Source organism: Streptomyces shenzhenensis (genome assembly GCF_003688995.1).
GTDB classification, from domain to species: domain Bacteria; phylum Actinomycetota; class Actinomycetes; order Streptomycetales; family Streptomycetaceae; genus Streptomyces; species Streptomyces shenzhenensis_A.
The window spans coordinates 302,292-329,284 of record NZ_PENI01000001.1 but is presented as its reverse complement, the minus strand read 5'-3'; the positions used below and the strand labels follow the sequence as shown (position 1 = coordinate 329,284).

17 protein-coding genes are annotated in these 26,993 nt (G+C 71.9%); 10 read left to right on the top strand and 7 right to left on the bottom strand.

Features of this window, described 5'->3' with window-relative positions; genetic code table 11:
- Positions 1-67 precede the first annotated feature (67 nt).
- Positions 68-1,504, top strand: a complete 1,437-nt coding sequence (locus CTZ28_RS01315; protein WP_121887294.1) for an ATP-binding protein — start codon at positions 68-70, stop codon at positions 1,502-1,504.
- Positions 1,505-1,577: 73 nt separating this feature from the next.
- On the opposite strand, the gene CTZ28_RS01310 is transcribed toward CTZ28_RS01315, so the two are convergent.
- From CTZ28_RS01310 to CTZ28_RS01285, 6 genes are all read right to left on the bottom strand, one after another.
- Complete coding sequence (locus tag CTZ28_RS01310; RefSeq protein ID WP_121887293.1) at positions 1,578-2,663, bottom strand: peptidase C39 family protein; 1,086 nt, start codon at positions 2,661-2,663, stop codon at positions 1,578-1,580.
- Positions 2,664-2,721: 58 nt separating this feature from the next.
- Positions 2,722-4,824 (bottom strand): iron ABC transporter permease, encoded by a 2,103-nt coding sequence (locus tag CTZ28_RS01305; protein WP_121887292.1) that lies wholly within the window; start codon positions 4,822-4,824, stop codon positions 2,722-2,724.
- Positions 4,821-5,885, bottom strand: coding sequence for an iron-siderophore ABC transporter substrate-binding protein (locus CTZ28_RS01300; RefSeq protein ID WP_121887291.1), 1,065 nt, complete (start codon positions 5,883-5,885; stop codon positions 4,821-4,823). Before CTZ28_RS01300 ends, CTZ28_RS01305 begins: the two co-directional genes overlap by 4 nt.
- Positions 5,882-6,823 carry an ABC transporter ATP-binding protein gene (locus CTZ28_RS01295; RefSeq protein ID WP_259471412.1) on the bottom strand — a complete coding sequence of 314 codons (942 nt, stop codon included), beginning with the start codon at positions 6,821-6,823 and terminating at the stop codon, positions 5,882-5,884. Before CTZ28_RS01295 ends, CTZ28_RS01300 begins: the two co-directional genes overlap by 4 nt.
- A gap of 168 nt (positions 6,824-6,991) precedes the next feature.
- Complete coding sequence (locus CTZ28_RS01290; protein ID WP_121887290.1) at positions 6,992-7,831, bottom strand: helix-turn-helix domain-containing protein; 840 nt, start codon at positions 7,829-7,831, stop codon at positions 6,992-6,994.
- Positions 7,832-8,086: 255 nt separating this feature from the next.
- Positions 8,087-11,431, bottom strand: coding sequence for a right-handed parallel beta-helix repeat-containing protein (locus tag CTZ28_RS01285; protein WP_121887289.1), 3,345 nt, complete (start codon positions 11,429-11,431; stop codon positions 8,087-8,089).
- A 215-nt stretch (positions 11,432-11,646) separates the two neighbouring features.
- Here CTZ28_RS01285 and CTZ28_RS01280 point away from each other — a divergent pair, with 215 nt between their 5' ends.
- The gene (locus tag CTZ28_RS01280) at positions 11,647-12,903 is read left to right on the top strand and encodes a S8 family serine peptidase (RefSeq protein WP_259471411.1); all 1,257 of its coding nucleotides are present in this window, start codon (positions 11,647-11,649) and stop codon (positions 12,901-12,903) included.
- Between the two features lie 328 nt (positions 12,904-13,231).
- Here CTZ28_RS01280 and eccCa read toward each other — a convergent pair whose 3' ends face one another.
- The gene (gene eccCa, locus CTZ28_RS01275) at positions 13,232-17,266 is read right to left on the bottom strand and encodes a type VII secretion protein EccCa (RefSeq protein ID WP_259471435.1); all 4,035 of its coding nucleotides are present in this window, start codon (positions 17,264-17,266) and stop codon (positions 13,232-13,234) included.
- 438 nt (positions 17,267-17,704) lie between these two features.
- On the opposite strand from eccCa, the gene eccD reads away from it, so the two are divergent.
- The 8 genes from eccD to CTZ28_RS01235 all read left to right on the top strand — a co-directional run bounded on the left by eccD (position 17,705) and on the right by CTZ28_RS01235 (position 26,962).
- Positions 17,705-19,105: a type VII secretion integral membrane protein EccD gene (eccD, locus tag CTZ28_RS01270; RefSeq protein ID WP_121887288.1), complete on the top strand. Its 1,401-nt coding sequence runs from the start codon at positions 17,705-17,707 to the stop codon at positions 19,103-19,105.
- An 85-nt stretch (positions 19,106-19,190) separates the two neighbouring features.
- On the top strand, positions 19,191-20,789 hold the full coding sequence (gene eccB / locus CTZ28_RS01265; protein WP_121887287.1) for a type VII secretion protein EccB: 1,599 nt from the start codon (positions 19,191-19,193) through the stop codon (positions 20,787-20,789).
- A gap of 313 nt (positions 20,790-21,102) precedes the next feature.
- The gene (locus CTZ28_RS01260) at positions 21,103-21,468 is read left to right on the top strand and encodes a WXG100 family type VII secretion target (RefSeq protein WP_121887286.1); all 366 of its coding nucleotides are present in this window, start codon (positions 21,103-21,105) and stop codon (positions 21,466-21,468) included.
- A 60-nt stretch (positions 21,469-21,528) separates the two neighbouring features.
- On the top strand, positions 21,529-21,849 hold the full coding sequence (locus tag CTZ28_RS01255; protein WP_121887285.1) for a WXG100 family type VII secretion target: 321 nt from the start codon (positions 21,529-21,531) through the stop codon (positions 21,847-21,849).
- A gap of 113 nt (positions 21,850-21,962) precedes the next feature.
- Complete coding sequence (locus CTZ28_RS01250; RefSeq protein ID WP_121887284.1) at positions 21,963-22,436, top strand: type VII secretion system-associated protein; 474 nt, start codon at positions 21,963-21,965, stop codon at positions 22,434-22,436.
- A 78-nt stretch (positions 22,437-22,514) separates the two neighbouring features.
- Positions 22,515-26,066: an AAWKG family protein gene (locus CTZ28_RS01245; RefSeq protein WP_121887283.1), complete on the top strand. Its 3,552-nt coding sequence runs from the start codon at positions 22,515-22,517 to the stop codon at positions 26,064-26,066.
- Between the two features lie 19 nt (positions 26,067-26,085).
- Positions 26,086-26,568: a YbaB/EbfC family nucleoid-associated protein gene (locus CTZ28_RS01240; protein ID WP_121887282.1), complete on the top strand. Its 483-nt coding sequence runs from the start codon at positions 26,086-26,088 to the stop codon at positions 26,566-26,568.
- Between the two features lie 43 nt (positions 26,569-26,611).
- Positions 26,612-26,962, top strand: coding sequence for a hypothetical protein (locus tag CTZ28_RS01235; protein ID WP_121887281.1), 351 nt, complete (start codon positions 26,612-26,614; stop codon positions 26,960-26,962).
- Positions 26,963-26,993: the final 31 nt, after the last annotated feature.

Sequence of the window (26,993 nt, the reverse complement as noted above, 5' to 3'; positions counted from 1 at the left end):
CTCTCACTAGAGTGAACGTAGATTCATTCTACGTAATATCGAGTCTACGTTTGTAGGAGTCAGGCCGGTGAGCAGTTTCAAGGGCAGGGCGCTGGATCTGGAGCGGTTGGGGCGCCAGCTCGGTCTGGTTGCCGGGGGGACAGGGGCCACGCGCGGTCAGGCTGTGATCATGACGGGGCGGCGGCGGGTGGGGAAGTCGCGGCTGGTCCAGGAGTTCTGCGATCGATCCGGGCTGCCGTACGTGGTCTTCCAGGCCACGCGAGGCCGCAACCCTGTGGCCGAGCGGGCGGATTTCGCCGCCACGCTCGCGCAGTCGCCGCTGCCCGGGGCGGAGCTGGTGGCCGGGCTGCAGGCCGGCGACTGGAACCAGGCGCTGCGCTCCCTGGCCGTTGCGCTGCCCGACGACGCCCCGAGCATCGTGGTGATCGACGAGGTGCCGTGGCTGGTGGAGCAGGACAGCGAGTTCGAGGGTGCGCTGCAGACGGTCTGGGACCGGCACCTGTCCGCCCAACCTGTGTTGCTGATCCTGGTCGGCAGCGATATCTCGGTGATGGAGGCGCTGCAGTCGTACGGCCGCCCGTTCTTCGGGCGGGCGACGAAGATGACCGTCAATCCGCTGCACGTGGGGGATGTGCGGACCGCCACCGGGCTGGGCGCGGCAGAAGCGGTGGATGCCCTGCTGATCACTGGGGGGTTTCCGGAGATCGTCCAGTCCTGGCGGCCGGGGATGAGCCGTGCCGCCTTCCTTGCCGAGGCGGTGGCCAACCCGCTCTCACCGTTGCTGGTGGCGGGCGAGCTGTCGCTGTTGGGTGAGTTCCCCGAGGCGTCCCACGCCCGGGCGGTACTGGAGGCTGTCGGCAGCGGGGAGCGGACATTCTCCACGATCGCCGCCCGGGCCGGCGGCGCGGGTACGTTGCCCTCCGGGGTGCTGAGCCCACTGCTGAACATGCTGCTGGACAAGCGAGTGCTGGCCGCCGACCTCCCGCTGTCGGTCAAACCCGACCGCAAGAACAAGCGTTATCGCATTGCCGACCCGTATCTGCGATTCTGGCTGGCCTTTCTGCAGCGCGGCCTGCCGCTGATCGAACGCGGCCGGGGCGACCTGGCGCTGGAACGCATCGAGCGCGGCTGGAGCAGCTGGCGAGGACGGGCGGTGGAGCCGATCGTCCGCGAGTCGCTGCTGAGGCTGCTGCCCGCCGAGGCATGGCCGGACACCGAAGCGGTCGGCGGCTGGTGGAACCGGCAGAACAACCCCGAGATCGACCTGATCGGCGCCGACCGGGCGCCGGTGGCCGGGCAGGTGCACTTCCTCGGCTCCATCAAGTGGCTGGAGGACCGGCCCTTCGACCGCCACGACTATGACGCCCTGGTCCGCGACATGCTTGCTGTGCCGGGCGCGGGAACGGACACCCCGCTGGTCGCGGTCTCACGCAGTGGCCTCGCCGACGGCCTGCCGCTCGCGGCCCACTGGGGTCCGGAGGACCTCGTACGCGCCTGGCAGTGACCGGGGTGACGGTTCGGTGATGCCGGAACGCGGTCATCTTCCGGAATGCCATGCGTGCCACGGGAATTGATGATCACTGGCCGACTTGGCCTGGGGCGCCGATGAGTACCGCGCCGTGGAAAGGGGTCGGTGCGAGTGTCGTCATTGTGTCGAGTGACGTGTCGGGTACCGGCAGCAGGTGGGCGTCGACCCAGGTGTCCCCCGTGGGCGCGTTGGCCCAGGGGTCCTCGAGCACGACGGCGCCGGGTACGGCGCCGTGACAGAGCACCCAGTGCGGCACGTCGAACCCCTGCATCGCGGCGAGCGAGACCAGGAGCAGCACCTGCTCCCGTCGGGCGATCGCGCTCCGGATCGCGGTCATGGGCAGGTGGCGTGAGTCGACCGGGACACCGATCCGTTCGGCGTCCGTCCGCGCCATGCGCTGGAGCACGGCACGCCACTCCTGCTCGCTCTCCGGATAGTGGTCGAGCAGGACGGGCCGGTCCACGTCGAGAAAGACCGTGACCGGGGACGACGGCCACGCTCGGCGCACGGCGACGCCCAGTCCGACGGGCTCGCACGCGGGGAAGTTCGTCGCGTCGCGCCACAGCGCCAGCTCCGCCGGGCGGTCGAGCGACTCCCGCGGCAGCGTCCCCGCGTGCGCCTGCGCGACCAGGGCGGTGACGGCGCCGCAGGTGAAGTGCGTCGTCTGCCCGTAGTACGGGGGCTCGGTCACCGCAGCGTCGCACAGCCAGCGCACATAGCCGGAACCCGGCCCTCCGGCGTCCGCCGCCTGCGCGAGCGGAGCACCCAGCGGGGCGAAGCCGACGGCGGCGGCCACCTCGGCGCTCGCCGTCCACCCTTCCCACTTGACCTGCGCGAGCCCCCGGTGCCGTGCGTGGGAGACCACGGCGTCGACGGCCGCCGGCACGTCACCGACGGCATCGACGATCTTCAAGTACGCCGTGTGCGGGCGTGCCGTCACGAGCGCGGCCGCGGACCAGTCCTCGCCGTCGTCGCCGGGAACGGCCACGATGTGCGGGGCGTGCGCGGAACGGTCGGCCGCGCGCCAGCGCTCCAGTACGTCAGGGTGTCCGAGCCGCCGCAGCGGGGCCGGCAATCTGTCGGGCTCGAACGGGACGACGGTGCTCTTCACGGGCGTTTCCCGGTGAGGCGGCATTCCGGCACTCCTGACGGGTCGAAGGGGGCGGGGCTTCGCCGGCAGGTCTCCACCGGCGTCATGCGCGGGACCGGCGGAGCACCCAGATGAAGTACGGCGCACCGACGAGGGCGATCATGAGGCCCGCCGGGATCTGGGCGGGTGCGACGAGCGTGCGGCCGAGGGCGTCGGCCACGCAGACCAGCAGCCCGCCGAGCAGCATCGCGACCGGGATCGCGCGGCCGTGCCGGGCGCCCACCAGTGACCGGGCGAGGTGCGGGGCGACGAGCCCCACGAAACCGACGACGCCGATGGCGATCACGCTGACCGCCGCGAGCACCGCGGCGACCGCGAGTGCGGTGAAGCGTGCGCGCTCCACCCTGACGCCGACTATGCGCGGGGTGTCCTCGTCGACGGCGAGCAGGTCGAGCCGGCCGCGCATGGCGAGCAGCACGGGGAGCGCGAGCGCCAGGGCCACCGCGACCGGTACGACGTCGGGCAGCGTGCGCCCGTAGGTCGTGCCGGAGAGCCAGGTGAAGATCCGGGGCGTGTTCCACGGGTCGGCACGCAGCAGGAGGAAGGTGGTGACGGAGCTGAGGCCGTACCCGCAGCCGATGCCGATCAGTACGAACCGGTCGGGCAGGAAACCGCCGCGCCAGGCCAGCAGGGCGATCACCGCGAACGTGGCGAGCCCCGCCGCGACCGCGGCCGCGATGAGCAGCGGCCGTCCGCCGGGCAGTCCCGACGTGACGACGCTCGCCGCACCCAGCCCGGCGCCCGCCGTGATGCCGAGCACCCCCGGCTCCGCCAGCGGGTTGCGCACCGCGCTCTGCACGACGCATCCGGCAAGACCGAGCGCCGCGCCGGCGAGGACCGCGGCGGTCACGCGCGGGACCCGGTCGTCGAGCGCCTGGCCGATCAGGTCCGGGGCGGCTCCCCGCGCCCAGAGCGCGATGTCCCCCGTCCGCAGCCAGAGGCTCCCCGCGAGGACCGCCACGAGGACCGCGCAGGCGAGGAGTGTCACCGCGCCGAGCACGACGAGGAGGAACGCGCGGCGGGACCGTACGGCGACCCGCGCGTGCGGTGGTTGCCGGAGCTGACCCGTGTCGCGGAGGCGGAGCGCGAGGACCACGATCACGACGGAACCGAGCAGCGCGGTCGGCACACCGGTGGGAATGGCGGCGGCACCGTCCGCACCCTGCACCGCGCGCAGCGACGCGTCCGCGAGCAGGATGAGCAGCGCGCCGAGCAGCCCGGCCGCGGGCACCAGAAGGAGGTGCCGGCGCAGCGACCGGACCCGTCCCGCGATCAGCCGGGTCAGGACGGGGGCGCCGAGGCCGACGAAGGCGATCGGGCCCGCGAGCGTCACCGCCGTGCTGGTCAGGAGTACCGCGCAGAGGACCGCGGTCACGCGGGTGGTCCTGACCGGTACGCCGAGGGTGGACGCGGCGTCGTCGCCGAGGTTCATCACGTCCAGCCGCCGGGACAGCGCCAGGGCGACGCACAGCACCACGGCCACGAGGGGGAAGGCGCGGACCGACGCGTCGATGTTCAGCTGTGCGAGCGAACCGCTCCCCCAGGCGAAGAGGCCCGTCGTGTTCTGGTCGAACAGGATGAGGAGCATCCCGGTCACCGCGTCCAGGGCCATCGCCGTCGCCGATCCGGCGAGGATGAGACGGGTGCCCGCGGTGCCTGCGGCCCGGCCCGCGAGGAGCAGCACGAGCGCCGCCGCGAGCAGGCCGCCGGCGAAGGCGACGGCGCCCGACGCCCACAGCGGGACGGTGAGACCGAAGGCCGCGACGAGCGAGAGCGTGCAGTAGGCCCCGGCCGAGACCGCGAGGGTGTCGGGGGAGGCGAGCGCGTTGTGCGTGACGGACTGCAGCAGCGCGCCGGCACAGCCGAGGGCGAAGCCCACCGCCACGCCCGCGAGCAGGCGCGGCAGGCGCGAGCCGGTGAGGATCTCACCGACCGGCGCCCCGCCGGTGTTCTCCCGTTCCCCGGCGAGATACCGCACCAGGTCGCCGACGCCGACGCCCGACGTCCCCTGCGTCAGGTGCCACATGCCCACCAGGACGGTCACGACGAGAAGGACTGCCAGGACGGCCACCCCGGTGGGGCCGCCGCCGTGCTCGGCGCGCGGCAGCGTACGCGCTCCGGATGCCGGTGTCCGCGGTGTGCTCACTTCTTGTCGAGTACGTCGACGTACGCGTCGATCGCCTGCTCGCAGGAGCGCGGACCGCCGGCGCCCCACACCCGCGCCGGGAAGGCGTGCGCGCGCTTTTCCCGCACGGCCGGGATGGACTTCCAGATCGGGTTCTTCTCCAGCGCCGCGACGTACCCCCCGGCTCCTTCGTCGTTGGCGTAGAAGAGGTTGGCGTTCCCCACCGCGGTGAGTCCCTCGACGTCGGTCTGCGCGAGGCCGTAGGCGGGATCGACACCCCCGTCGCCGTGGGCCTTGTTGACGGCATCGGTCCAGGCGGGGTTCATGCCGAGCTCTTCACCTATCTCGGTGAACAGGGCGCCCTTGCCGTAGGGGCGGACGGTGAGGTTGCCTCCCTGCAGCCATCCGTCGAAGAACAGGAAGTCCTTCGTCGGCAGATCGGCGGCGGCGACCTGCTTCTTGGCCGTCGCGAGGTGCTCGTCGAACTCCTGGAGCACCCGGTCCGCCCGCTCGGTGCGACCCGTCGCCTTGCCGATCATGCTGAACACGTTCCGCATGTTCCCGATCGGATCATCCGGGTTCGCCCCCCGCGTCGCCATCACGGGGACGCCTCGCTTCTCCAGCTTCGCGAGGGTCTCGTCGTCGCCGTCGAACGCCTCCACGACGATGAGGTCGGGCTTCGCCGCGAAGAGGGTGTCGAGGTCGGGCTCCTCACGGGTGCCGACATCCGTCACCCCGTCGGGCAGCTTCTCCGCGCTGACCCAGGTGCGGTACCCCTTCGCGTCGGAGACCGCGACGGGGGTGACGCACAGGGTCAGCGCGTCCTCGACCTGCTGCCACTCCAGGACCGCGATCCGTTCGGCGGGCTTGTCGAGCTTCACCTGCCGGCCGACGCCGTCCTTGAAGGAGACCGGCTTCGTCGAGGTGGTCGTGGTGTCCTCGGCGCAGCTCTTCGACGCGGGCGACGCGCTGGTGCCGCTGCCGGCCTCGGCCTTGTCGACGGCGGTCGTGCCGCAAGCCGTTGCGGCGAGGACGACGAGCCCTGCGGAGGCTGACGCCGCCAGGCGACGGGCACGGTTCATGAAGGGTCCTCTTTCTTGCGATCCTTGCGATTCTGGTGATTCTGGCGATTCGTCGGAGCGGCGGATGTGCCGCTCCGGGCGGGGTGCCGCCCGATCGGGTCAATACGGAGCCGGCCCGTGCGAGGGTCCACGCCGACCTCGACACGGATGTCGTAGACCGCGCCGATGTTCTCCGCGGTGAGGACGTCGGCGGGTGCGCCCGCCGCGTGCACGCGGCCCGCGCGCATCAGGACCAGCGTGTCCGCGACGCGGGCGGCCTGGTCGAGGTCGTGCAGCACGATCCCGACCGCGATGCCGTGCTCCTCGACGAGATCGCGCACCAGGTCGAGCGTCTCGATCTGGTAGCGCAGGTCCAGGTGGTTGGTCGGTTCGTCCAGCAGCACGACGCCGGTGTCCTGGGCCAGGCAGGCCGCGAGCCAGACACGCTGCATCTCCCCGCCGGAGAGTTCCCCGACCGGCCGGCCCGCCATGTCCCGTACGCCGGTGACGCCCATGGCGTGGTCGATGGCGCTCCGGTCCTCGGCGGTCGGTCCGGCGAAGCCACGCCGGTACGGGTGGCGTCCGAAGGCCACGACCTCCGCGACCGTCAGCCCCTGGGGCGCGGGCCTCGACTGGGCGAACAGCGTCACCTCGCGGGCGAACCGGCGGGCGCTGAGCAGGGCCGCGTCGCGCTCGGGCGGTCCGTCGGGGGCGCCGAGCGTCACCCGGCCGCCGTCCACCCGGTGCAGTCGGGCGAGCGCGCGCAGCAGCGTGGACTTCCCGCTGCCGTTCGGCCCCACCAGAGCGGTTGCGCGGCCGGGCTCCAGGGCCAGCGAGACACCGTGGACGACCGGCGTCCCGCTGTAGCGCAGCACCAGATCGTGCCCGCTGAGGGCGGCGCCCGGCGTGGCCGGATCGGCCGTACGCCGATCGGCGCGCCGGGAGGAGCTTGTGAACATGGGTGGGTCCGGACGGTCGGAGGGGCAACGACTGCGGCACCCTCCGTCCGGCCGTTGCCGGCCGGGCCGTAGAGACTCCCCGGCGCCCGGAAACCCCCGTACGCCGCGAGCAACAACTAAGGGTTGCCTAACTTCGAGAAGGTTATATTCCGCTCGCCGTGTCGACAATCAGGAGTTCTGGACACCTGATACGGAATTCCGGACACCGCCCGGGGTGCCGTCGGCCGCGTCGAAGAACGCGCCCGGCGTGGTTCCCGTGACACGCCGGAAGGCGGCGATGAAGGTGCTGGGCTGTGCGTAGCCGAGCGTCTCGGAGACGGTCTGCACGTCGAGCCCCTCGGAGAGCAGGGTCAGCGCCCGATGGACGCGCAGCACCTGCCGCCACTGGGCGAAGGACAGCCCTGTCGCGTGGCGGAACGCACGGGTGATCGTGCGGTCGCTGATCCCCAGCCACCGCGCCCACTCCTCCAGCGAGCGGCAGTCGGCGGGATCGTCCAGCAGGGCTTCGGTGATCGCGTCGATCCGGGCGTCGCCGGGCAACTGCAACGCGAACGGGCGCTCCAGCGGCTGGAGCACGTCGAACACGACCGACTCCGCCCGCGCCCTGGCCGCGGCGTCGAGATCCGTGCGGGACAGATGGGTCAGCAACGACTCCAGCAGCGGCGTCATCGCGATCGCTGTCGGCCCCCCGAACGCGAACGGCGTGCGGTCGGGCGCGAAGAAGGCGTCGTAGAACTCCGCACCCGCCGTCGCCCGCCCGCCGTGCACCACTCCGGCAGGCATCCACAGCCCGTGCCCCTCGGACACGGTGAAGATACGGTCCTCCACGCGGGAGGTCAGCGTGCCGCCGCGTACCCAGACGAGTTCGTGCAGGGGATGCGTGTGCGGCGCCCACTCCGTGGGGACGCGCGGAACCTGCGACTCGGCGATGATGACGAAGGGGGCCGTCGCCCGGTCCGGAAGTGCCGTGGCCCGGCGCACCACGGTCCCCTTCTCACGCCGCCACATCCCGGGGCTCACACCCTCACGAGACGAACGGACCATGTGGGCGAGTGTATCCGGGGCGGGACGGCCGAGGCCGGTGAGCGGGGTCAGGACCGACTGCTGTGCAGGATGCTCCAGCACGGCGGGCGACAGCCGCTCCGGTCCGCCGCCGACGTCCGCTCCGCCGGTGTCCTGCCGTCCGGGACCGGGGCCGTGGGCCCCTGTCCTTGCCGAGCGCGGACTTGGCGGCGGGCACGCGGGCTTCCGTGCCGGGGCGGGCTACCGGCCGGGTGGCGATGGTGGTTCGGGGAGGTCCTCCGCCAGCAGGGTCTGGAGTTCCGCCATGCTCGGCGAGTTCATCGCGGCCAGCCGCCGGGCCTGCCGGGTGGCCATCTGCTCGACGGTCTGCCGGGCCAGCCGCGCGTTACCGAAGGACCGGTCCCGCGGCTGGGCCTTGAAGAACGTGAGCAGCGCCTGCGGCACATCGGCAGCGCACTCGAAGCCGGACGCGGCGGCGTGCTGCTGGACGATGGTGACGAGCTCCTCCGAGCTGTAGTCGGGGAATTCGACGTGCCGTGAGAAGCGGGAGGCGAGGCCGGGGTTGGAGGCCAGGAAGCGGTTCATCTCGGCGGTGTAGCCGGCCACGATCACCACGACGTCCTCGCGGTGGTCCTCCATCAGCTTCAGCAGCGTGTCCACCGCCTCCCGTCCGAAGTCCGCGGGCGAGCCGGGCGGGGTGAGGGTGTACGCCTCGTCGACGAACAGCACACCGCCGAGGGCCTTTTCGAAGACCTCCTGGGTGAGCTGGGCGGTGTGTCCCACGTAGCGTCCGACGAGGTCGGCGCGGGCCACCTCGACGAGCTGGCCGCGCGGCAGCACGCCCAGCGAGCGCAGCAGCTTTCCGTACAGCCGGGCCACCGTCGTCTTGCCGGTGCCGGGCGGTCCCGCGAAGACCAGGTGCCGGTTGATACGGGAGGCGGGCAGCCCGGCGGCCTGCCGTCGCTGGGACGCCGACAGCAGGTTGATCATGTCGGTGACCTCGTGCTTGACGGTCTCGAGGCCGACCATCGCATTGAGTTCGTCCAGCGGCGAGGTGGCCCGGTGACCGGACGAGGCGGCCTTGACGGCGGCGGCAGCGGCCTCGCCGACGTCCTCGGGCAGCAGCACCGTCAGATCCTGTTCCCCGGCCTCCGGGAGCGAGGCCAGCCGGAACGCCTGCCGGTCCACCATCTCCTCGAACACCTGCCGGGCCACCCGGCCGTTGCCGAAGTTGGGGCCCCGGTGCATCTCGGCGAAGTGCGTGGCGAGCGCGTCCCTGGTGTCGGGGACGAGTTCGTAGCGGTGCCGTGCGCACAGGCTCTCCACGATGGTCACCAACTCGTCGACCGTGTAGTTGACGAACTCGATGGTGCGGGCGAAGCGGGACGCGAGACCGGGGTTGACGGCGAGGAAGGAGTCCATCTCCTTGGAGTAGCCGGCCGCGATCACCACCACGTCGTCGCGGTGGTCCTCCATCAGCTTGACCAGGGTGTCGACGGCCTCGCGGCCGAAGTCGGCCCCGGAGTTCTTGCTGTCGGAGGCGAGCGTGTAGGCCTCGTCGATGAACAGCACGCCGCCGAGCGCCCGGTTGAACGTCTCGGTGGTCTTGATCGCCGTGCCGCCGACGACCTGGGCGACGAGGTCGGCCCGGGAGACCTCGACGAGGTGTCCTGAGCGCAGCCCGCCGAGCTCGGCCAGGATGGAGCCGTAGAGCCGGGCGACCGTGGTCTTGCCGGTGCCGGGGGCGCCCGCGAAGATCAGGTGCCGGCTCATCGGCGGGGCCGGCATGCCGAGACTGGCCCGGCGCTGGGCCAGCCGGGTCAGGTTGACCAGGCTCTTGACCTGGTGCTTGACCCCTTCCAGCCCGACCAGGGCCTCCAACTCCTCGACCGGGCCCTGCGGTTCGGCGGGGCCGTCCTTGGCGGCCGCGGCTGCGGGGTCCGCCGGGTCCGCGGGGGCGGGCGGCGGCGCGCCGTCCCAGGCGTCCCGGGCGCCGTTCGCCACGCTGGACAGCCGGTCCACGGCGAGCATGCCGTCCCGGACGGTCTGCCGCAGCCCGGCGCCCCGGTTGTCGCTGACCGTGCAGTCGCGGACGGAGACCCGCTCGGCGGTGTCGACCCGGATGCCGTCGGCCTGGCCGCTGGACACCTCGCAGCCGCCCAGCGCGGCCCGTGCCCCGGCGGCCAGCAGCACACCGTGCGACCCGGAGGAGGTGATCCGGTTGCGTACGGCGGACACCTCGCCGTCCTCCTCGACCCGGATGCCCTCCGCCGCGCTGCCGTCGACGGTGGTGTCCCGGATGTCGGCCAGGCCGCCCGCCGCGACGAGGACGCCGGGTCCGGTGGCGTCCGACAGGGTGCTGTTGCCGACGTGCGGGCGGCCGTCGTCGGCGACCCGCAGGGCCGCGCCGCCGGCCTTCTCGATCACACAGTCCTCGAGCCGGCCGCGTCCCCCCTTGAGGACCTCCACGCCGTGGCCGCCGGCCGACACCACGCGGGCCCGCCGGATCAGCGGGTTGGCGCCGGAGTGCACGGAGATGCCGATACCGGTGGCCGACGTCACGTCGAGCCGGTCGAACTCGGCCGCCGACTCGCCGGTCAGCAGCACGGCGGACGTGGCCGAGCAGTCCCGTACGACGGTCCGGGTCAGCATCGGCGCCGCGCTCTCGGTGGCCAGCACGGCGGGTCCCGCGCAGTGGGTGAACTCGCAGTCCTCGTACGTCCCCCGGGCCCGCCCGGTGACGGCCAGACCGCTGCCCTTCGTCCGGCTCACCCGGCAGTGGCGCAGCACCGGCTCGGCGCCGGCGGAGACCAGGACGCCGTGCTCGGCGGCGGCCAGGATGTCGAGTTCGGTCAGTTCCGGGCGGGAGGCGCTGGTCACCAGGGCGCCGATCGCCAGGTCGTGCAGCCGGGTACGGAGCACCCGGGTGGCGCTGTTCTGCTCCAGCGCGATGCCCGGCTTGTCGGTGGCGGAGATGTCGCAGTCCTCGACCGATCCGCGGGTCTGGCCGTTGGCCAGGACGCCGTTGCCGCGGGTGTCGCGCATGGTGCAGCCGCGTACGGTGGTCCGGGCCTTCTCGCTGAGGACGACGGCCGAACTGCCGAGGTTCTCCAGCACGCAGTCCGCGACGACGCTCTCCTCGGACGAGGTGTCGACGACGCCGGCGCCCTCGGGGTTGGTGACCCGGCAGCCGCGCATGGCCAGGGAGCCCGTGTTGCGGCTGAGCACCGCGGTCCAACCGGTGCCGGTGATGTCGCATCCGTCGAGGGCGACCTGGCCCTGGAAGGCGTCCACGACCGGGACGTCGTCGTCCTCCGGGCCGCGCAGCACCAGGTCGGTGAGCATCACGGCGTCGGCCGCCAGGGTGACGGCGGAACCGGTGCGGGGCGCGATCTCCACGCTGCCGCGCGATCCCTCGGCGACGATGGTGACCCGCCGGGAGATCCGCAGGTTCTCCTCGTATCGCCCCGGCAGGACGCTGATCACCGCGCCCGTACGGGCCTTGGCCAAAGCTTCACTGATGGTTCGGAAGCTGTCCGGCCTGTCGGGCCTTTCGGGACCGACCGTGAGCAGCTGGCGTGCCACGCCTCGAATCTCCTCTTCGTCTGCGACGTCAGGGCGACGGTGGACAAGTAAACAGACAGTAGAACGCGGCGGTGAACAGCGGGCGGCGGCAGTGCATCGCGCGAGTGCCGCGCCGGATCCTCCCCGGAGACGGTGTGGGCCGTGGTGCTGGGGTCATCATGCCCGCTCGAACGCCCGGCCGAGCGCCCCGGGGTGTCCCCCTTATCATGCGCCTCATGAGGCAATCCCGGTATCTCCGGTCCCCACGGCTTCCCCAACTCCCCTGTTCCCGCTTCCTCTTCCGGCTGTCCGCGGGGCTGGGCGCGCTCTCGGTGACGGCGGTGTGCGCCCTGTCCGTCCCGGCACCCGCCAGGGCCGCCTCCCCCTCTCCCGCTCCCTCGTCCGCGGGCGACGGCACCGGCAGTACCAGCCTGCCGCCGATCCCGCTCTCCCTGGGCGACGACGCCCCCTGCACCGCCGCCTCGAACCGTACGGCGGGGGCCGCGACCCGGGCCCAGCAGAGTCTGTCGCTGCCCAACGCCTGGCAGCTGTCCCGGGGCGGGGGCATCACCGTCGCGGTGGTGGACACCGGGGTGTCCGACAAGGCGCCGGCGCTGTCCGGACGGGTCACCGCCGTCGGGGACGCCGCCGCCGACTGCGTGGGCCACGGCACCTTCGTCGCCGGCCTCGTCGCCGCCGCGCAGACCAGCGGGACCGACGTCCACGGAGTGGCCCCGGGCGCCCGGGTGCTCGCCGTGCGCGGCACCGACGAGCGGGGCACCGCCAGCGCCGAGCGGGTCGCCGACGGCATCCGGGCGGCCGTCGACAACGGCGCCCAAGTCATCACCGTGTCCGCGGCGTTGACCACCGGAGAGGCCGAGCTGACCGCCGCCGTCCGGTACGCCACCGAGCACCAGGTCCTCGTCGTCGCGGCCGCCGCGCCGGACATCCGGCCCCGGTCCGGCGAGGCCGCCGCACAGTACTGGCCGGCGTCCGCGCCCGGCGCCCTTTCGGTGGTCGGGGTGACGGCCGACGGCAGCGTGCTGGCCAGCGCCGCCAGCGTCACCGGGGCCGACCTGGCCGCCCCCGGCGGCCCGGTGGTCGGCATCGGGCCGCGCGGGTCGGGGCACTACATCGCCGCCGGTTCCTCCGCGGCCGCCGCGCTCGCCGCCGGTGCGGCGGCGCTGGTGCGCGCCTACCATCCGGACCTGACCGCCGCCGAGACCGCCGAGCGGCTGACCGGCTCCGCCGCCCCGACCGGGGGCGCGCCCCGGCTCGACCCGTACGCGGCCGTCTCCATGGTCCCGCCCGGCTCCGCCCCACGCGCCGCCGCCCCGAGCACCGCCCCGCTCCACCTCCCCGAGGTGTCCACGGCCCCCCAGGACCGGGCCCTGCTGGCCGCCGGCGCCATGGCCCTGCTGATGCTGGTGGTGGCCGCAGCGGTGGTGGTAATCCCCCGCGGCCGAGCACGCGGCTGGCGCCCCCCCAACTGAACGCAGAGCCGAGCCCCGCAGGGGGGCGGGGAACTGCGCGAGTGACCACGATGTACGTGAGGTTGGGTACGGCGGTGTGTGTTGCTGGGCGGTGGCGTGGGCGCGCCCCCGTAGGGGCGCGGGGAACTGCGCGAGTGACCACGATGTACGTGAGGTTGGGTACGGCGGTGTGTGTTGCCGAGCGGCGGCGTGGGCCGGCTTTGTCCATGGGCGTTCGCGTGGGCGCGCCCCCGCAGGGGGGCGCGGGGAACTGCGCGAGCGGCCACGACGGCGCCGCAGACGAACGACGGCGTGCCACGGCCAAGGCCAGCGCAGCGCACCGCACCGCCTACTCGACCTGAGCCGTCTGCACCAGCGTCATGGTCCGCCGGGCGACGCGCATGGCCCGGCCGCGCGGCAGGATGCGGGGCTTGATGTTCCCGAACAGATAGCCCTCGGTGGGCGGACAGGACAGCAGCAGACCGGGGGAGTTGACCTCCTGGAGGCGCCGCAGCAGGGCCTCCTGGAGGCCGCGCCCGGCGCCGGACGCCGAGCGGGCCACGACCAGGTGCAGGCCGACCTCGTAGCCGAGCGCCAGATGGTCCAGGAGCGGCATGAAGGGGTTGTTGCCGGGCCCCGTGCCGATCATGTCGTAGTCGTCGACCAGGACGAACAGCCGCGGCCCCGTCCACCAGTCGCACCGCCGCATCCGGTCCGGGGTGATGTCCGCTCCGGGCACCCGGAGCCGGATCGCCCGCGCCGCGCCGCTGACCAGTTCGCGCAGCGCGTCGACGGACACGGCGTGCCCCAGCCGGTACTCCTGCGGGACCGCCTCCACCAGGTCACGGCGGTAGTCCACGACCAGCACCCGGGCCTCCTCGGGCGTGTACCGCTCGGTGATGGCTTTGGCGACGAGCCGCAGCAGATTGGTCTTGCCGCTCTCGGTGTCGCCGACGACGAGCAGATGCGGGGTGACGGCGAAGTCGTGCCAGGCGGGGGCGAGTTTGTCCTCCTCGACGCCCAGTGCGACGCGCAGTCCGCCCTCGGCGGTGTGCTGCGGGGACGGCAGTTCGCCGCTGGACAGCAGGGGCGGCAGCAGCCGCACCTCGGGCGCCTGCGGACCCGTCCAGTGCTCCTTGATGTCCAGGATCAGGGCGGACGCGCCGGCCGTGAGGTCGTCGGCGCTCTCCGCGCCGTCGATCCGGGGCAGCGCTGACAGGAAGTGCAGTTTGCTGTCGACGGTCAGGCCCCGTCCCGGGACGGACGGCACCGTCCTGGCCCGGCGGGTGTCCACCATGGACTCGATGGGGTCACCCATCCGCAACTCGATCCGGGTGCCCGCCTGGTCGCGCACGGCGGCGGCCAGCTCCACCCAGCGGGCGGTGGTGACGATCAGGTGGATGCCGTAGTTGAGACCGCGGGCGGCGATCCGGATGAACGTCTGGACCAGGTCCTGGTGGTCCTGGCGCACGGTGGACCAGCCGTCCACGACCACGAAGACGTCACCGTGCGGCTGGTCCGCGAACTCGCCGGCCGCCCGGCGGGCCCGGTAGTCGGGCATCGAGGCGACGCCGTGCTGGAGGAAGAGCCGTTCCCGGTCCTCCAGGATGGCGGTGACCTCGGCGACGGTCCGCCCGATCCGCTCGGTGTCGACCCGCGCGGCCACCGAGCCGACGTGCGGCAGCTCGACCAGCCCGGCCAGTGATCCACCGCCGAAGTCGAGGCAGTAGAACTGCACTTCACGCGGGGTGTGGGTGAGGGCAAGCGCCGATATCAGGGTCCGTACGACGGTGCTCTTGCCGCTCTGCGGGCCGCCCGCGATGGCCACATGACCGCCGGCGCCGGACAGGTCGACCGTCAGCAGGTCCCGCACCTGGTCGAAGGGGCGGTCGACGATGCCGACGGGCACCGAGAGGCGGCCGCGGCCCGCCCAGCCCACGGTGGTCAGGCCGTACTCGGGGTGCGGTGCCAGCGGCGGGAGGAGCTGGTCGAGGGAGGGCGGGGCGTCCAGCGGCGGCAGCCACACCTGGTGGGCGGGCGGTCCCGAGCCGCGCAGCCGGTCCAGGGCCGCCGCCATAAGCGACTCCTCGGCGCCGGGCTGCGCCTCCTCGTCGGGCGCGGCGGCGTTCGCGTCCGGCTCGTCCGGTGCGTCCGGGTCGTCCGGGGTCTCCGCTGCCGGCCGGGGCGCGATCCACTCCGTCGTCCAGGGCACGACCTGGCCGGCCGCCCGCGCCTGTGCCACCGGCCCGCTGCGGTGCTCGTAGGGCCCGGAGACATAGGCGGCGCGGAACCGGGTCAGCTCCTCCACGCCGCTCTTGAGGTAGCCGCTGCCGGGCTGCGGCGGCAGATGGTAGGCGTCCGGCACACCCAGCACACCCCGGCTCTCCATGGCCGAGAAGGTGCGCAGACCGATGCGGTAAGAGAGATGGCTCTCCAGCTGGTGCATCCGGCCCTCGTCCAGCCGCTGCGAGGCCAGCAGCAGATGCACACCGAGGCTGCGCCCGAGCCGGCCGATCATCACGAACAGCTCCATGAACTCCCGGTGCGCGGCGAGCAGTTCGCTGAACTCGTCGACGATGACGAACAGGCTGGGCAGCGGCTGGAGCGGGGTGCCCGCGGCCCGCGCCTTCTCGTAGTCGAGCGCCGAGGTGTAGTTGCCGGCCGCGCGCAGCAGTTCCTGGCGCCGGATCAGCTCGCCGTGCAGGGCGTCCTGCATACGGGAGACCAGCGCCACCTCGTCGGCCAGGTTGGTGATCACGGCCGAGGTGTGCGGGAGTTCGTCCAGGCCGAGGAAGGTGGCGCCGCCCTTGAAGTCCACCAGGACGAAATTGAGGGTGTCCGAGGAGTGGGTGAGCGCGAGGGCGAGCACCAGGGTGCGCAGCGTCTCGCTCTTGCCGGAGCCGGTCGCGCCGATCAGCATGCCGTGCGGGCCCATGCCGCCCTGCGCTGCCTCCTTGATGTCCAGCTCCACCGGGTGGCCCTCGGCGCTGATGCCGATGGGCACCCGCAGCCGGTCCGAGCCGCCACGGCGCGCCCACAGCTCCACCGGGTCGTAACGGTGCAGGTCCGCGATGCCGAGCAGCGACGTCAACTCGATGTCCGCTGACATCGGTTCGGCGGAGTCGCTGCCGAACGCCATGCGGTACGGGGACAGCCGCATCGCCACCGCCCGTGCCATCGCCGGACCGAGCCGGTCGGGGCGGCCGAGCAGCGTCTGCTGCTCCTGGCGGTTGCGGTCGGTGCGCACCAGCGTGACCGTGCCGCTGCCCCGGCTCCTGCGCCCGCCGGTGCCCTCGTCCTCGCTGAACTCCAGGCGCAGTGTGGAACGTCCGGGACGCCAGGTCAGCTCGCCGGACAGGTCCAGCACGACGGCGTTGCGGAACCCGGCGCCGTCGAACCGGTGGCCACTCGGCACGCTGCCCTGGTCCACCACGATCACCGTGAACGGCTCCTCACGGCCCGGCACGGCCTCCGGGTCGAACGGCGGCCGCTCCTGGAACTCCGCGCCGAGCAGATCCTCCAGACCGGTCATGGTGGACACGACCAGCCGTACCGGACCGGCACCGTCCTGGTCCTCGGTGTGCAGGGCGTGCGGCAGCCACTTCACCCAGTCCCAGTCCGCGCGCCGGTCCTCGGACACGCAGAAGGCGAGCCACAGGTCGTCGGGCGAGTGGAACAGGGCGAGCTGCGCCACCAGGGCCCGTACGGCGCCGCGGATACGCTCCTCGTCGCCCCGGAACAGCACCCGCGACCAGGCCCGCAGAGACAGCGCGATGGGCTGGTCGGGGACGGTCCCGTAGGCCCGTATGAAGCTGCGCAGGGCGTGCGCGGACAGCGGTTCCAGGTCCTCGACGGGCTTGGTGGACATCGGCGCCAGGCGCAGCCCCAGCCGCTGGCCGCCCACCGCGAGCCGGGCCTCGGCGAAGTCGTCGTGCCCGGGCCTGCGTTCCCACAGCCGGGAGGTGCGGGCCAGCGACGACAGCGCGCCCGGTTCGGGATGCCGCCAGGACAGGGCGTACTGCTGCTGCACGAACGCCCCGCGGACCTGGATCCGGGTCTGCCGCAGATAGCGCAGGTAGTCGCGGCGCTCGCCCTTCAGCCGGCGTTTGCGGTCGCCGGCCTTGCGCATCACCTGGCCCAGGATCATCAGCCCGGAGGCGGTCACCATCAGCGCCAGGGCGGTGTAGCCGAGGGACGAGCTGCCGTTGCCCATGCGGATGAACAGCAGCATCATCGAGGCCGACATCATGCCCATGGGCAGGTAGTTCCACACCGCGGACGTGTCGGGCACGATCTCCGGCAGGGTGGGCGGCTCCTGGAGGCTCAGCTCTCCCTCGGGCATGTCCGGGGCCCGGCGGCGGGCCGGACGACGGAAGAGAACCACACTCAAGGGACAGCCTCCTCGGCGGCGAAGGGTCACACGGCCCACACGGTCGGCCGGGCGGAAGGGTCGGACGGAGCGGTCGGACGGGCGGAACGGTCGAACGGTCGGTCGGACGGGTGATCGGTCGGACGGACGGCGTCGGAAGCGGCGGCAGGGCAAAGCGGCGCCGGCACCAGAACTGTAAAGCTCTCCGGTCGGAGAACTCGCAAGAGGGGCGGGCCTTTTCGACGGCCGGTTCCCGCGGTGGCCGATTCCCCGAGGACGGGCACCTCGGGGTGGGCCACCCCGGACGGGACCGGAAATGATTTTGTAGGGTACAGCCGTCCGATTCCAGACGCCGATCTCGCGCGTCGGTCCCGGCACCCCACTGCCACAAGGTTTCTTCAAATCCTCATTACCTGAAGGCCCCTGTTCCGTACTCGGAGAGACGAGCGAGCCTTGACCGACAGCACGGTGGCACATCTGTGCCGGATCACGGTACGAGCGCCCCAGAAGTCCATGGATCTGGCCGTACCCGGTGACGTACCGGTGGCCGATCTGCTGCCCGCCCTGCTCGACTACGCCGGCGAGGACACCCAGGAGGCCGGCCTCGAACACGGCGGCTGGGTGGTCCAACGGCTGGGCGGCGCGCCCCTGGACGAGGAGGCCACGCTCGACGAGGCCGGGGTCCGCGACGGCGAGACCCTCCACCTCAGGCCGCGCGCCGACGCGCTGCCCGAGCCGCACTTCGACGACCTGGTCGACGGCATCGCCACCAACATGGAACGCCGCCCGTTCGCCTGGACCCCCACGGTGAGCCGGCGGGTGCTGATCGGCCTCACAGTGACCGCGCTGGCCGCCGGATCGGTGCTCCTCGCCCTGCCGGGCATGGACTTCCGGCTGCGCGTCGGCATCCTCTTCGCCGGCGGGCTGCTGATGCTCGCCGGCGCGGCCTCGGCGAGCCGGGCCGTCGGCGACGCCGGCGCAGGCGCCGCGCTGGGCGTGATGGCCACCCTGTACTGGACGCACGCGGGTTGGCTGCTGCCCGGCGGGACGTTCACGGGCGACCAGGCCGATCAAGTCCTCGGCGCCAGGCTGCTCGCCGCGTCCGCCGCCGCGGCGGGCGGCGCGGTGCTCGCACTCGCCGTGGTGGCGGCCTTCACCCCGCTGTTCCTGGCCACGGCCGCGATCGCGGTGGGCGGCGCGCTCGGCGGGCTGCTGCTCATCCTGTTCGACCTGACGCCGCAGCAGGCGGCGGCCGTGACCGCCCTGGTCACCGTGTTGTTCGGGGCGTTCACGCCCGCGCTGTCCTTCCGGCTCTCGGGCCTGCGCACCCCACCGCTGCCAACCAACGCCCAGCAGCTCCAGCAGGGGATCGACCCGCACCCCAGCGCCGACGTGGCCGCCCGCACCGTGGTCGCCGACGTGTGGATGACCGCGCTGTTCGCGTCCGCCGGGCTGCTCAGCGTGGCCTGCATCGCCGCCCTGGTCAGGCCGTTCGGCTGGCCCGGCGGCTGCATGGCCGCCGGGCTCTCGCTGCTCCTGCTGCTGCACGGCCGCGGCATGGGCAGCTTCTGGCAGCGGCTCGCGCTGATCGGCCCCGGAGTGCTGGGCGTGGTCGGCCTGGTGGTGTCCGCGGCCCTGCATGTCTCGCCGGACTCGCGGCCTGCCCTGCTCGTCGGGCTGTTCGGCACGGCGGCGGCGTGTGCCATCGCGTCCTGGACGGTGCCGGGGCGGCGGCTGGTGCCGTACTGGGGCCGGGCCGCCGAACTGCTGCACTCCGCCGCGGCGGTCAGCCTGCTGCCGCTGGCGCTGTGGATCCTCGGCGTGTACGGCTACCTGCGGGCGCTGGACCTGTGACGCCCTCCGTGAACGTCCGGTTCGTGAACGTTCGATGAACCTCCGAGCCGCCACCTCCTGAGCCAACCCTCGTAGGGAGCAAGACGTGCAGAACAGACGCGACCAGGTCCAGGCGCACATGTTCGTCATGGGGCGGTTGACCTCGGGGCTGCTGCGCACCGATCTGGACGCGCCGGAGAGCCCCGTCGGCCGCACCAACCGGGGCCTGGCGATCGGGATCGTCGTCGCGCTGCTGGTGTCGGCGGGTGCCTTCATCTTCGGCCTGATCTCCCCGTCCACCACCAACTCCTGGCGGGCCTCGGGGTCTTTGATCGTGGACAAGGACACCGGCGCCCGCTACTTCTACCAGGGCGGCGAGCTGCGCCCGGTGCTGAACTACGCCTCCGCGATGCTGCTCGCGGGGGCCGGTAGCGGCGGGATGTCCACCACGGCGGTCGGCACCGAATCGCTGCGGGACACCCCACGGGGCGCCGCGGTCGGCATCAGCGGCGCCCCGGACGTACTGCCGGCCTCCGGCGCGCTCGCCGACTCCCGCCCCTGGCTGGTGTGTTCGGCGCCGGAAGGTGGCGCGGGCAGCGCCGCCACCGTGCTCTCCGTGGCCTCGTCCGCCACCGCACACCCGCTGCCGCGCGGCAGTGCGCTGCTGGTGGCCGACCCGTCCGGGAACCGCTATCTCGTGTGGCAGGGCATGCGGCTGCGGATCGACACCGGCAGCAGCGCCCTGGAGGGCCTCGGCTACGGTTCGGCCCGGCCCCGCGAGGTCTCCGTCGCGTTCGTCGACGCCCTGCCGGCCGGTCCCGACCTGGCCCCGGTCGACGTACCCGACCGCGGCAAGGCCGGTCCGTCGCTCGGTGGGCTCGACACCCGGATCGGACAGGTCTTCCGCACCAGCGTGCCGGGGTCCGCGCGGACCCAGTACTACCTGCTGCGCGGCGAGGGCCTGGTGCCGCTGACGAACACCGGAGCGGCGTTGCAGCTCAGCGATCCGGACACCGCCAAGAAGGCGTACGACGGTGGCCCGGCGAGCGCGCGGCAACTGGAAGCGGGCGCGCTCAAGGGCCACTTGGCCGCCGGCGGCACGGGCACCGGGTCGTCCGCCGCTTCCGCCGCGGCACTGCCCGACTCACCGCCCGCCCTCGCGGCGGTCAAGGAGGGCCAGGGGGTCTGCGCCGCCGTGACGCCCGGGTCCGCGGCCGGCACCGGGGTGCAGGTCGGCGTCGCGGTGGTGGCGCAGAGCGCGCTGACCCCCCTCGCCCAGCCGCCCGCCACCGGAACGACCGTGGCCTGCCTGGCCGTTGACGGTGTCGTGGTCCAGCCGGGCGGCGGCGCACTGGTCCGGGCGAGCAGCGCCACCGGTGGCGACGCCGGGGGCAGCCGGTATCTCGTCACGGACACCGGGGTGAAGTACCGGGTGCCCACGGCGGACGACGAGTCGGCCCTCGGCTACAGCGACGCCCAGGTGCAGACCATGCCCTCGCTGCTGCTGTCGATGCTGCCGACCGGGCCGGAACTCGCGGCGGCGGACGCGGCCGTCGCGGCCTCGGCCGGGAACGCGCGCAGGGCATCGGCCGACGCGGGGTGTGGCGCCTTCGGATCGCGGACGCGGGCACCGGACGCGTCGCCGTCATCGGGCCCCCAGTCGGAGCCGGCCAAGAAGACAGAGCGGTCCGAACAGCCGCGGTAACACCAACTCCCGCTCAAAAGAGTGCATTTGGCTCTGGAAATGTCTCCTTCGGTACCTGGAGATGGCCGGGAGGTGAATGCGGGCGGAGTTGATATTGATGCTTCGGTGCCAAGGGTCAAGAACTGTTGCACCGGTAATTTGACGCTCTTTAGGCTGGGCTCAGGAATCAGAGTGGTCGGGAAATGCGTCACGAGCTCCTCCGGTCTTTAGTGGCGGTACCTGAACCAGCGGTCACCACACCGCCGTTCGGGCGGCCCGCCGGTTCGACCGGTCGAAGTCCGGGGGCGACGCTGTGGAGTAGGGAAGAGGCGACATGAGCGAGGCCGGCGGACAGCAGTCATCGGAAGGGTCCACCCGTAACGGGATCATGGCGCTGGAGCAGGCGTACAGCGGCGTCCAGCGCATCCTTCAGGACGTGGAGAGCACCAAGAACAACCTGTCGGGCTCCTACCAGGGGTCGGACGGCGGCGCCTACGGCAGGCTGCTCGACCAGTGGGACGACCAGGTGGTCATCATCCTGAACAACCTCGAAGACATGATCGACAAGCTCAACACCAGCCTGGTGCAGCACGGTCTGGCCCAGGGCTCCGGCAACGAGGCCATCGACCAGTCGTTCAGCGCGAGCGAGGCCGCCTTCGACGCCCTGTCCGGTTCCGGGGCCATCAGCCCGGCCGGCTGATGCCCGCGGCGGTCACCGCCGGCCCCGACCCCCTGGCACCCCCACGAGATGAGGATCCTCATGTCCGACCTGACCGACGGCTACATCCACGTCGAGTACAACCCCGTCAACAACGCCGCCGACGACATGGTCCAGCAGACCCGGGCCATCGAAGGCACCCTGAGCAGCCTGGAGATGGAGCTCAACGAGCTCAAGCAGACCTGGTGGGGCGATGACGCGGCGGTCTACGAGCAGAAGCAGGCGGCGTGGGACAACGCTGTCATCACCATGCAGCAGCTGCTGAACTCGCACGCGAACCTGCTGACCGACGTCTCGGACAACTACCGGTACACGGAGCAGAACCTGAGCCAGCTCTGGTCCGAGGTGTCCATCGGCAGGTGATGGGTGCCGTGAGAGCCACCGCCTCCGGCAAGCAGCAGGGCACCGTCGGCCGGAGGCGGTACCACGGCGGCACACAGCGGTAACCGGGGACATCCGTAAGAGGGGAGACAGCCATGGCGGACCTGAGTCACCTGGACAAGGCGTCCATCCAGTCGTTCATCGACGGGGACCTGGCGACATTCGTCGAGGACCTCAAGCAGATCCTCGAGGGCGACCTGTCCATGCGGGACCTGGCGGACGGCATCACCACCGAGGAGACCGTGGGCGCGGTCACCGCGGGCAAGCCGCTCATGATGGGGACGATCGACGCGGACGACCTCACGTCCGGCTCCAGCTTCGCCGACGCGCTGGCGAAGAACATCGATGGCGTCGTCACCATCCTGCTGGGGCAGCAGGACACGTTCGACGAGATCGACGAAGCGCTGCAGACGACCGTCAACGAGCTGTTCAAGGCCCAGGGCGACAACCTCGGCAACATCGAGGCGGACAAGTTCTCCGAGGTCCTGTCCGACACCGGCTTCTCGGGCGAGTCGGGCAGCGGTGATCACGGGGACTCGTCCGGCGGCGACAAGGGCAACAACAAGTAACGCACTCCCTGCCCTCCGGGCCCTCCGGTCTTCTCCTCCTCATCCCCACCCACCGGTTCCATCTCCGGGAGTCCTCCCATGGCCGACGAATCCGATCACTGGGCCAGAGCCGTCGAGTCGTTCACCGGCTACAAGATGCCCTCCCGTCACGGCATGTTCGACGACGTGAAGGGCCTTGAGCCGAACGGCAACGCCCCGTTGATCTCGGTCGCGATCGAGGACCGGGAGTTCATGGAGATGACGGACAGCGCGTACCAGCTCTACTCGGGACCGAACGTCGACGGACACGACTTCGTGATCCACTTCTTCCTGCCGGGCAAGGAGAACCCGGACAGCGTGGATGTCAGCAAGTACTCCGAGAGCGAGCTCAAGGAGAAGATCTACCCGAGGCTCCGCAAGGTCGTCATCGACTTCGTCGGCCCGAACGGTTCGGACGTCAAGCTCAACTACCTGAGCCCGTTCAGCTGGAGCGAGTACGACAGCGACAGCTCGCTGGTCGGGATGAACCACCCCATGGGCCAGTTCGTCCAGGGCGCGGGGAGCGCGCTGTACCAACTCGGCTACCGGGGGATCACGACCCACAACAACATCGACTTCTCGTCCAACGGCGTGACGGTGGACGCGTCCCGGGCCATGGACTTCGAGTCCTTCACCAGGACGGCCCAGGCGTACGACCGGGTGGCCAAGTTCTTCATGGACCACGCCGAGACGCTCAAGCAGTGGAAGGAGTCCCTGGGCAAGGACACCGCGGCCTGGAAGGGCAAGGCGGCCGAGGTGTTCGCCGATCTCATCGGGGGACTGCACAAGAACTACAGCGGGTTCGCCGACCAGATGCACCCGGCCAAGTTCTCCACCGACCACGAGTCGATGTGGGACTACTACGCGTCGTCGAGCCTGCAGGGAGACGCGATCCTGGGCGCCGGCAACGCCGTCTTCGCCGCGATCCGTGACCTGTACCAGGCGTGGACCGACTGGGAGACCGGAACCAACGTCGACTGGGTCGCGCTGTCCCAGGGCGCGGACCCCGTGGAGTTCCTGCCGGGCCTCGGCAGCCCCTACGGCATCCTCTTCTCGATGCTGGAGTCGGTTCAGACCTGGGCCTACAACCACAACGCCAGGTTCGCCGTGGAGGGTACGAAGAGCGGCAGCACGATGACGTACTACTCCGGCAACTACACTGGCGCCGGCACCTGGCGCGAGACAAAGACGACGACGCACTTCTACGTCCTGAGGTCCGAGGCCGAGCAGGTCATCCCCGGGCTCGGCAACCTCAATGACGTCTCCACCTGGGCCGGTCTTGGCACCAAGGCGGTCGAGTCCTGGAACAAGGGCGTCGAGGAGCATCTGGCCCCCGCGGCCGACAAGGCGCTGTCGAGCGTCAACAACGCCTTCATCAAGGCGCGGCGCGTCATCGACGAGGTCCTGTCACCCGAGGTCACCAACTACTTCGGCGGGTCGGGCGGGAGCGGCGGCTCCGGCAGCGGCAAGGACAGCGCTCAGGACGCCATCGACAAGGCGAACAAGGCAGCTCAGGACGCGATCGACAAGGCGGAGGCGGCGGCGGAGAAGGCCAGGGCCGAAGCGGAGGCCGCGATCAAGAAGGCCAACGACGAGGCGGAAAAGGCCATCAAGGACGCCAATGCCAAGGCCGACGAGGCCGTTGACAAGGCGAACGACGCGGCGGAGAAGGCCAGGGCCGAAGCGAAGGCCGCGGCCGAGGAGGCCAACAACCAGGCGAAGTCCGCGATCGAAGAGGCCAACAACCAGGCCGAGAAGTCGAACGCCGACGCCAAGACGGCCATCGACGAGGCCAACTCCGAGGCCGAGAAGGCCATCCAGGACGCCCACAACGAGGCCAACAACGCGGCGGACAAGGCGAACTCCGACGCCAGGACGGCGATCGACGCCGCCAACAATCAGGCGCAGTCCGTCATCGACGGGGCCAACGACCAACTCCAGAACGGCAACAACCAGTCCGGCGTCCCGCTCGGACCCACCAGCAGCTTCGTCACCTCCGGGCCGCCGGGGGACCGCTCCTCCGACGGCTCCCGCGCGCGCACCGGCGGCATCTCCGTACAGAACCCCGACGGCAGCGAGACGACCACCTACCCCGACGGCACCGAGGTGACCACCGGCCCCGACGGAACGGTCACCGAGACCGGCCCCGACGGCACCGTCACCGTCACCAAGCCGGACGGCTCCGTGACCGTCACCGCACCCGACGGCTCCGTGCAGACGTCGGGCCCGAGCGGTGAGATCACCACCTCCCCGGGCGGCAGGACCACCATTTCGGGTCCGAGTGGCGAGATCACCACGCAGCCGGATGGTTCGACGAGCGTGGACGGCCCGAGCGGCCGTACGACGACGTCCTCGGACGGCACGGTCACGGTGACGGGACCCGACGGCAGCACCGTGGTGACGTCACCGGACGGCAGCACCACCGTGACCGGTCCGGACGGCAGCAAGACGGTGACCTCGCCGGACGGCAGCAGGACGGTGACGCTGCCGGACGGAAGCGTGCAGGTGAGGGACCCGAGCGGCCGGATCACCACGACACTCCCGGACGGCAGCACCACGGTGACCGCGCCGGACGGCAGCAAGACGGTGACGTCGCCGGACGGCAGTACGCGGGTGACGTTGCCGGACGGCAGCGTGCAGGTGACGGATCCGGGCGGCCGGATCACCGCGACACATCCGGACGGCAGCACCAGCGTGACGTCCCCCGACGGCAGCACCACGGTGACCGGTCCGGACGGCAGCAAGACGGTGACGTTGCCGGACGGCAGCAAGACGGTGACGTTGCCGGACGGCAGCGTGCAGGTCACGGATCCGGGCGGCCGGATCACCACGACACTCCCGGACGGCAGCGTCAGCGTGACGTCCCCCGACGGCAGTACGACGGTGACGTCCCCGGACGGCAGCATCACCGTGACGGCACCGGACGGTTCGACCACGCACACCGGACCGGACGGATCCACCATCGGCGACCCCAACCAGGCGAGCAACGGCTCCGACGGCCGGTCCCACATCGACACCCGCTACCCGAGCGGCAGTTCCGGGGACATCACGGTCGACTCGCCGCACTCGTCGTCCGGCGGAGGCTCGCGGGGGATCGGGAGCGACACGGGCTCCGACGGCTACGCGTACGACGACGCGGCCGCCGCGTCGAACTCCGGATCGGGCACCGGCTACAACGGGGCCGGCTCCGGCAACCCGTTCGTGCAGGGCGACCAGAGCGGCGCCGGCTCCGGCGCGCTGGGCGGGGGCGGCGCCGGGGGCGGGGGCGGCAGCCCGATGATGCCGCCGATGGGCGGTATGCGCGGCGGCGGCGAGTCCCCGTCGGAGCGCGAGCGGTCCAGTCCCGGTCCCCGTGTCAGCAGGACGTCGATGCGGCGCGGCTCGGCATCCGCGCAGGCCAACCGCCGGGCGGCGGCGACGCCCGACGAGGAGGTGGAGGAGGACGTGGTCACCACGCGTTCCGGCGCGCCGTTCGTGCCCGCGATGCCCCCGCCCGCGCAGCGCGGCCAGGCCACCCAGAGCGGCGACCGCGAGCGGACGGCCTGGGTGGCCGAGGACGAGGACGTCTGGGGCACCGACGAGGGCACGACGCCGGCCGTGATCGGACGATGACAGGAGTCAGGAGTCAGGGATGAGCGACCATGTCGAGCGGCTGGAGAAGCGGCTCGCGCAGGCCAACGCGGAGCTGGAGTCCGTACAGGCCGCCGTGGCGGAGGCCGAGCGGCGGATGAACGCGTTCTCGTCCTCCGTGGTGTCCAAGGACGGCTCGGTGGAGGTGACCGTGGGCTCGCAGGGCGAAATGACGGGGCTGAGGTTCCTGGACGGCAAGTACCGTTCCATGTCCGCCTCGCAGCTGGCCGACGCCGTGCTGGACACGGTCCAGGAGGCGCGCTCGCACTTCGCCCGCGCGGTACGGGATCTCTTCGAGCCGCTCACCCGGCCCAGCGCGACCCTGCCCGAGCTGCCCGGCATGGAGATCGACTGGGACCGGCTCGTCGGGCCCGCGGCCGATGCGTTGCCCGCGGAGCCGGGGAGGCGGACGGCGAGCGACCGGCTGCGTGACGAGATCGACGAGGACGACGACACGGCAGGCGGGGCACCCCGCAGCCGCTGAGCGGCGTCGTCGCGGGATTCCGATCGAGAGCTAGGAGGCGGACATGGGCAGCGAGGATTCCTTCGATGTGGTTCCCGAGCGCATCCACCAGGGCAGCGCCCTCATCTCGGAGCTGGGCTCGTACGCCTGGAGCATCCTGGCCGACTTCAGGTCCGTCATGGCCGACACCAGTTGGACCGGCGACGACGAGAACGGGCACAAGATCCGCGCCAACTTCGTGGAGAACCGGGACCTGACCCTGGGCACCCTCGAGTCCCTCGGCGAGGCTCTCGAACGGACCGGTGACGCGACCCTGATGAACCTGAAGAGCACGCAGGGCACCCAGGAGGGGATCCTCGACGCGATCGGCGAGCAGTCGGGTGAGTACGGCGGTGGCGGCGGCCGCCGGGGCTAGGCCCTGTCGTCAAACTCCCTCCCCCAGCCTC

Bases quoted from the DNA above. Each gene is read 5' to 3' on its own strand.
- CTZ28_RS01310 (WP_121887293.1), bottom strand. From the start codon at position 2,663: ATGCCGCCTCACCGGGAAACGCCCGTGAAGAGCACCGTCGTCCCGTTC.
- CTZ28_RS01300 (WP_121887291.1), bottom strand. From the start codon at position 5,885: ATGAACCGTGCCCGTCGCCTGGCGGCGTCAGCCTCCGCAGGGCTCGTC.
- CTZ28_RS01295 (WP_259471412.1), bottom strand. From the start codon at position 6,823: ATGTTCACAAGCTCCTCCCGGCGCGCCGATCGGCGTACGGCCGATCCG.
- CTZ28_RS01290 (WP_121887290.1), bottom strand. From the start codon at position 7,831: ATGTGGCGGCGTGAGAAGGGGACCGTGGTGCGCCGGGCCACGGCACTT.
- CTZ28_RS01280 (WP_259471411.1), top strand. From the start codon at position 11,647: ATGAGGCAATCCCGGTATCTCCGGTCCCCACGGCTTCCCCAACTCCCC.
- CTZ28_RS01260 (WP_121887286.1), top strand. From the start codon at position 21,103: ATGAGCGAGGCCGGCGGACAGCAGTCATCGGAAGGGTCCACCCGTAAC.
- CTZ28_RS01255 (WP_121887285.1), top strand. From the start codon at position 21,529: ATGTCCGACCTGACCGACGGCTACATCCACGTCGAGTACAACCCCGTC.
- CTZ28_RS01250 (WP_121887284.1), top strand. From the start codon at position 21,963: ATGGCGGACCTGAGTCACCTGGACAAGGCGTCCATCCAGTCGTTCATC.
- CTZ28_RS01245 (WP_121887283.1), top strand. From the start codon at position 22,515: ATGGCCGACGAATCCGATCACTGGGCCAGAGCCGTCGAGTCGTTCACC.
- CTZ28_RS01240 (WP_121887282.1), top strand. From the start codon at position 26,086: ATGAGCGACCATGTCGAGCGGCTGGAGAAGCGGCTCGCGCAGGCCAAC.
- CTZ28_RS01235 (WP_121887281.1), top strand. From the start codon at position 26,612: ATGGGCAGCGAGGATTCCTTCGATGTGGTTCCCGAGCGCATCCACCAG.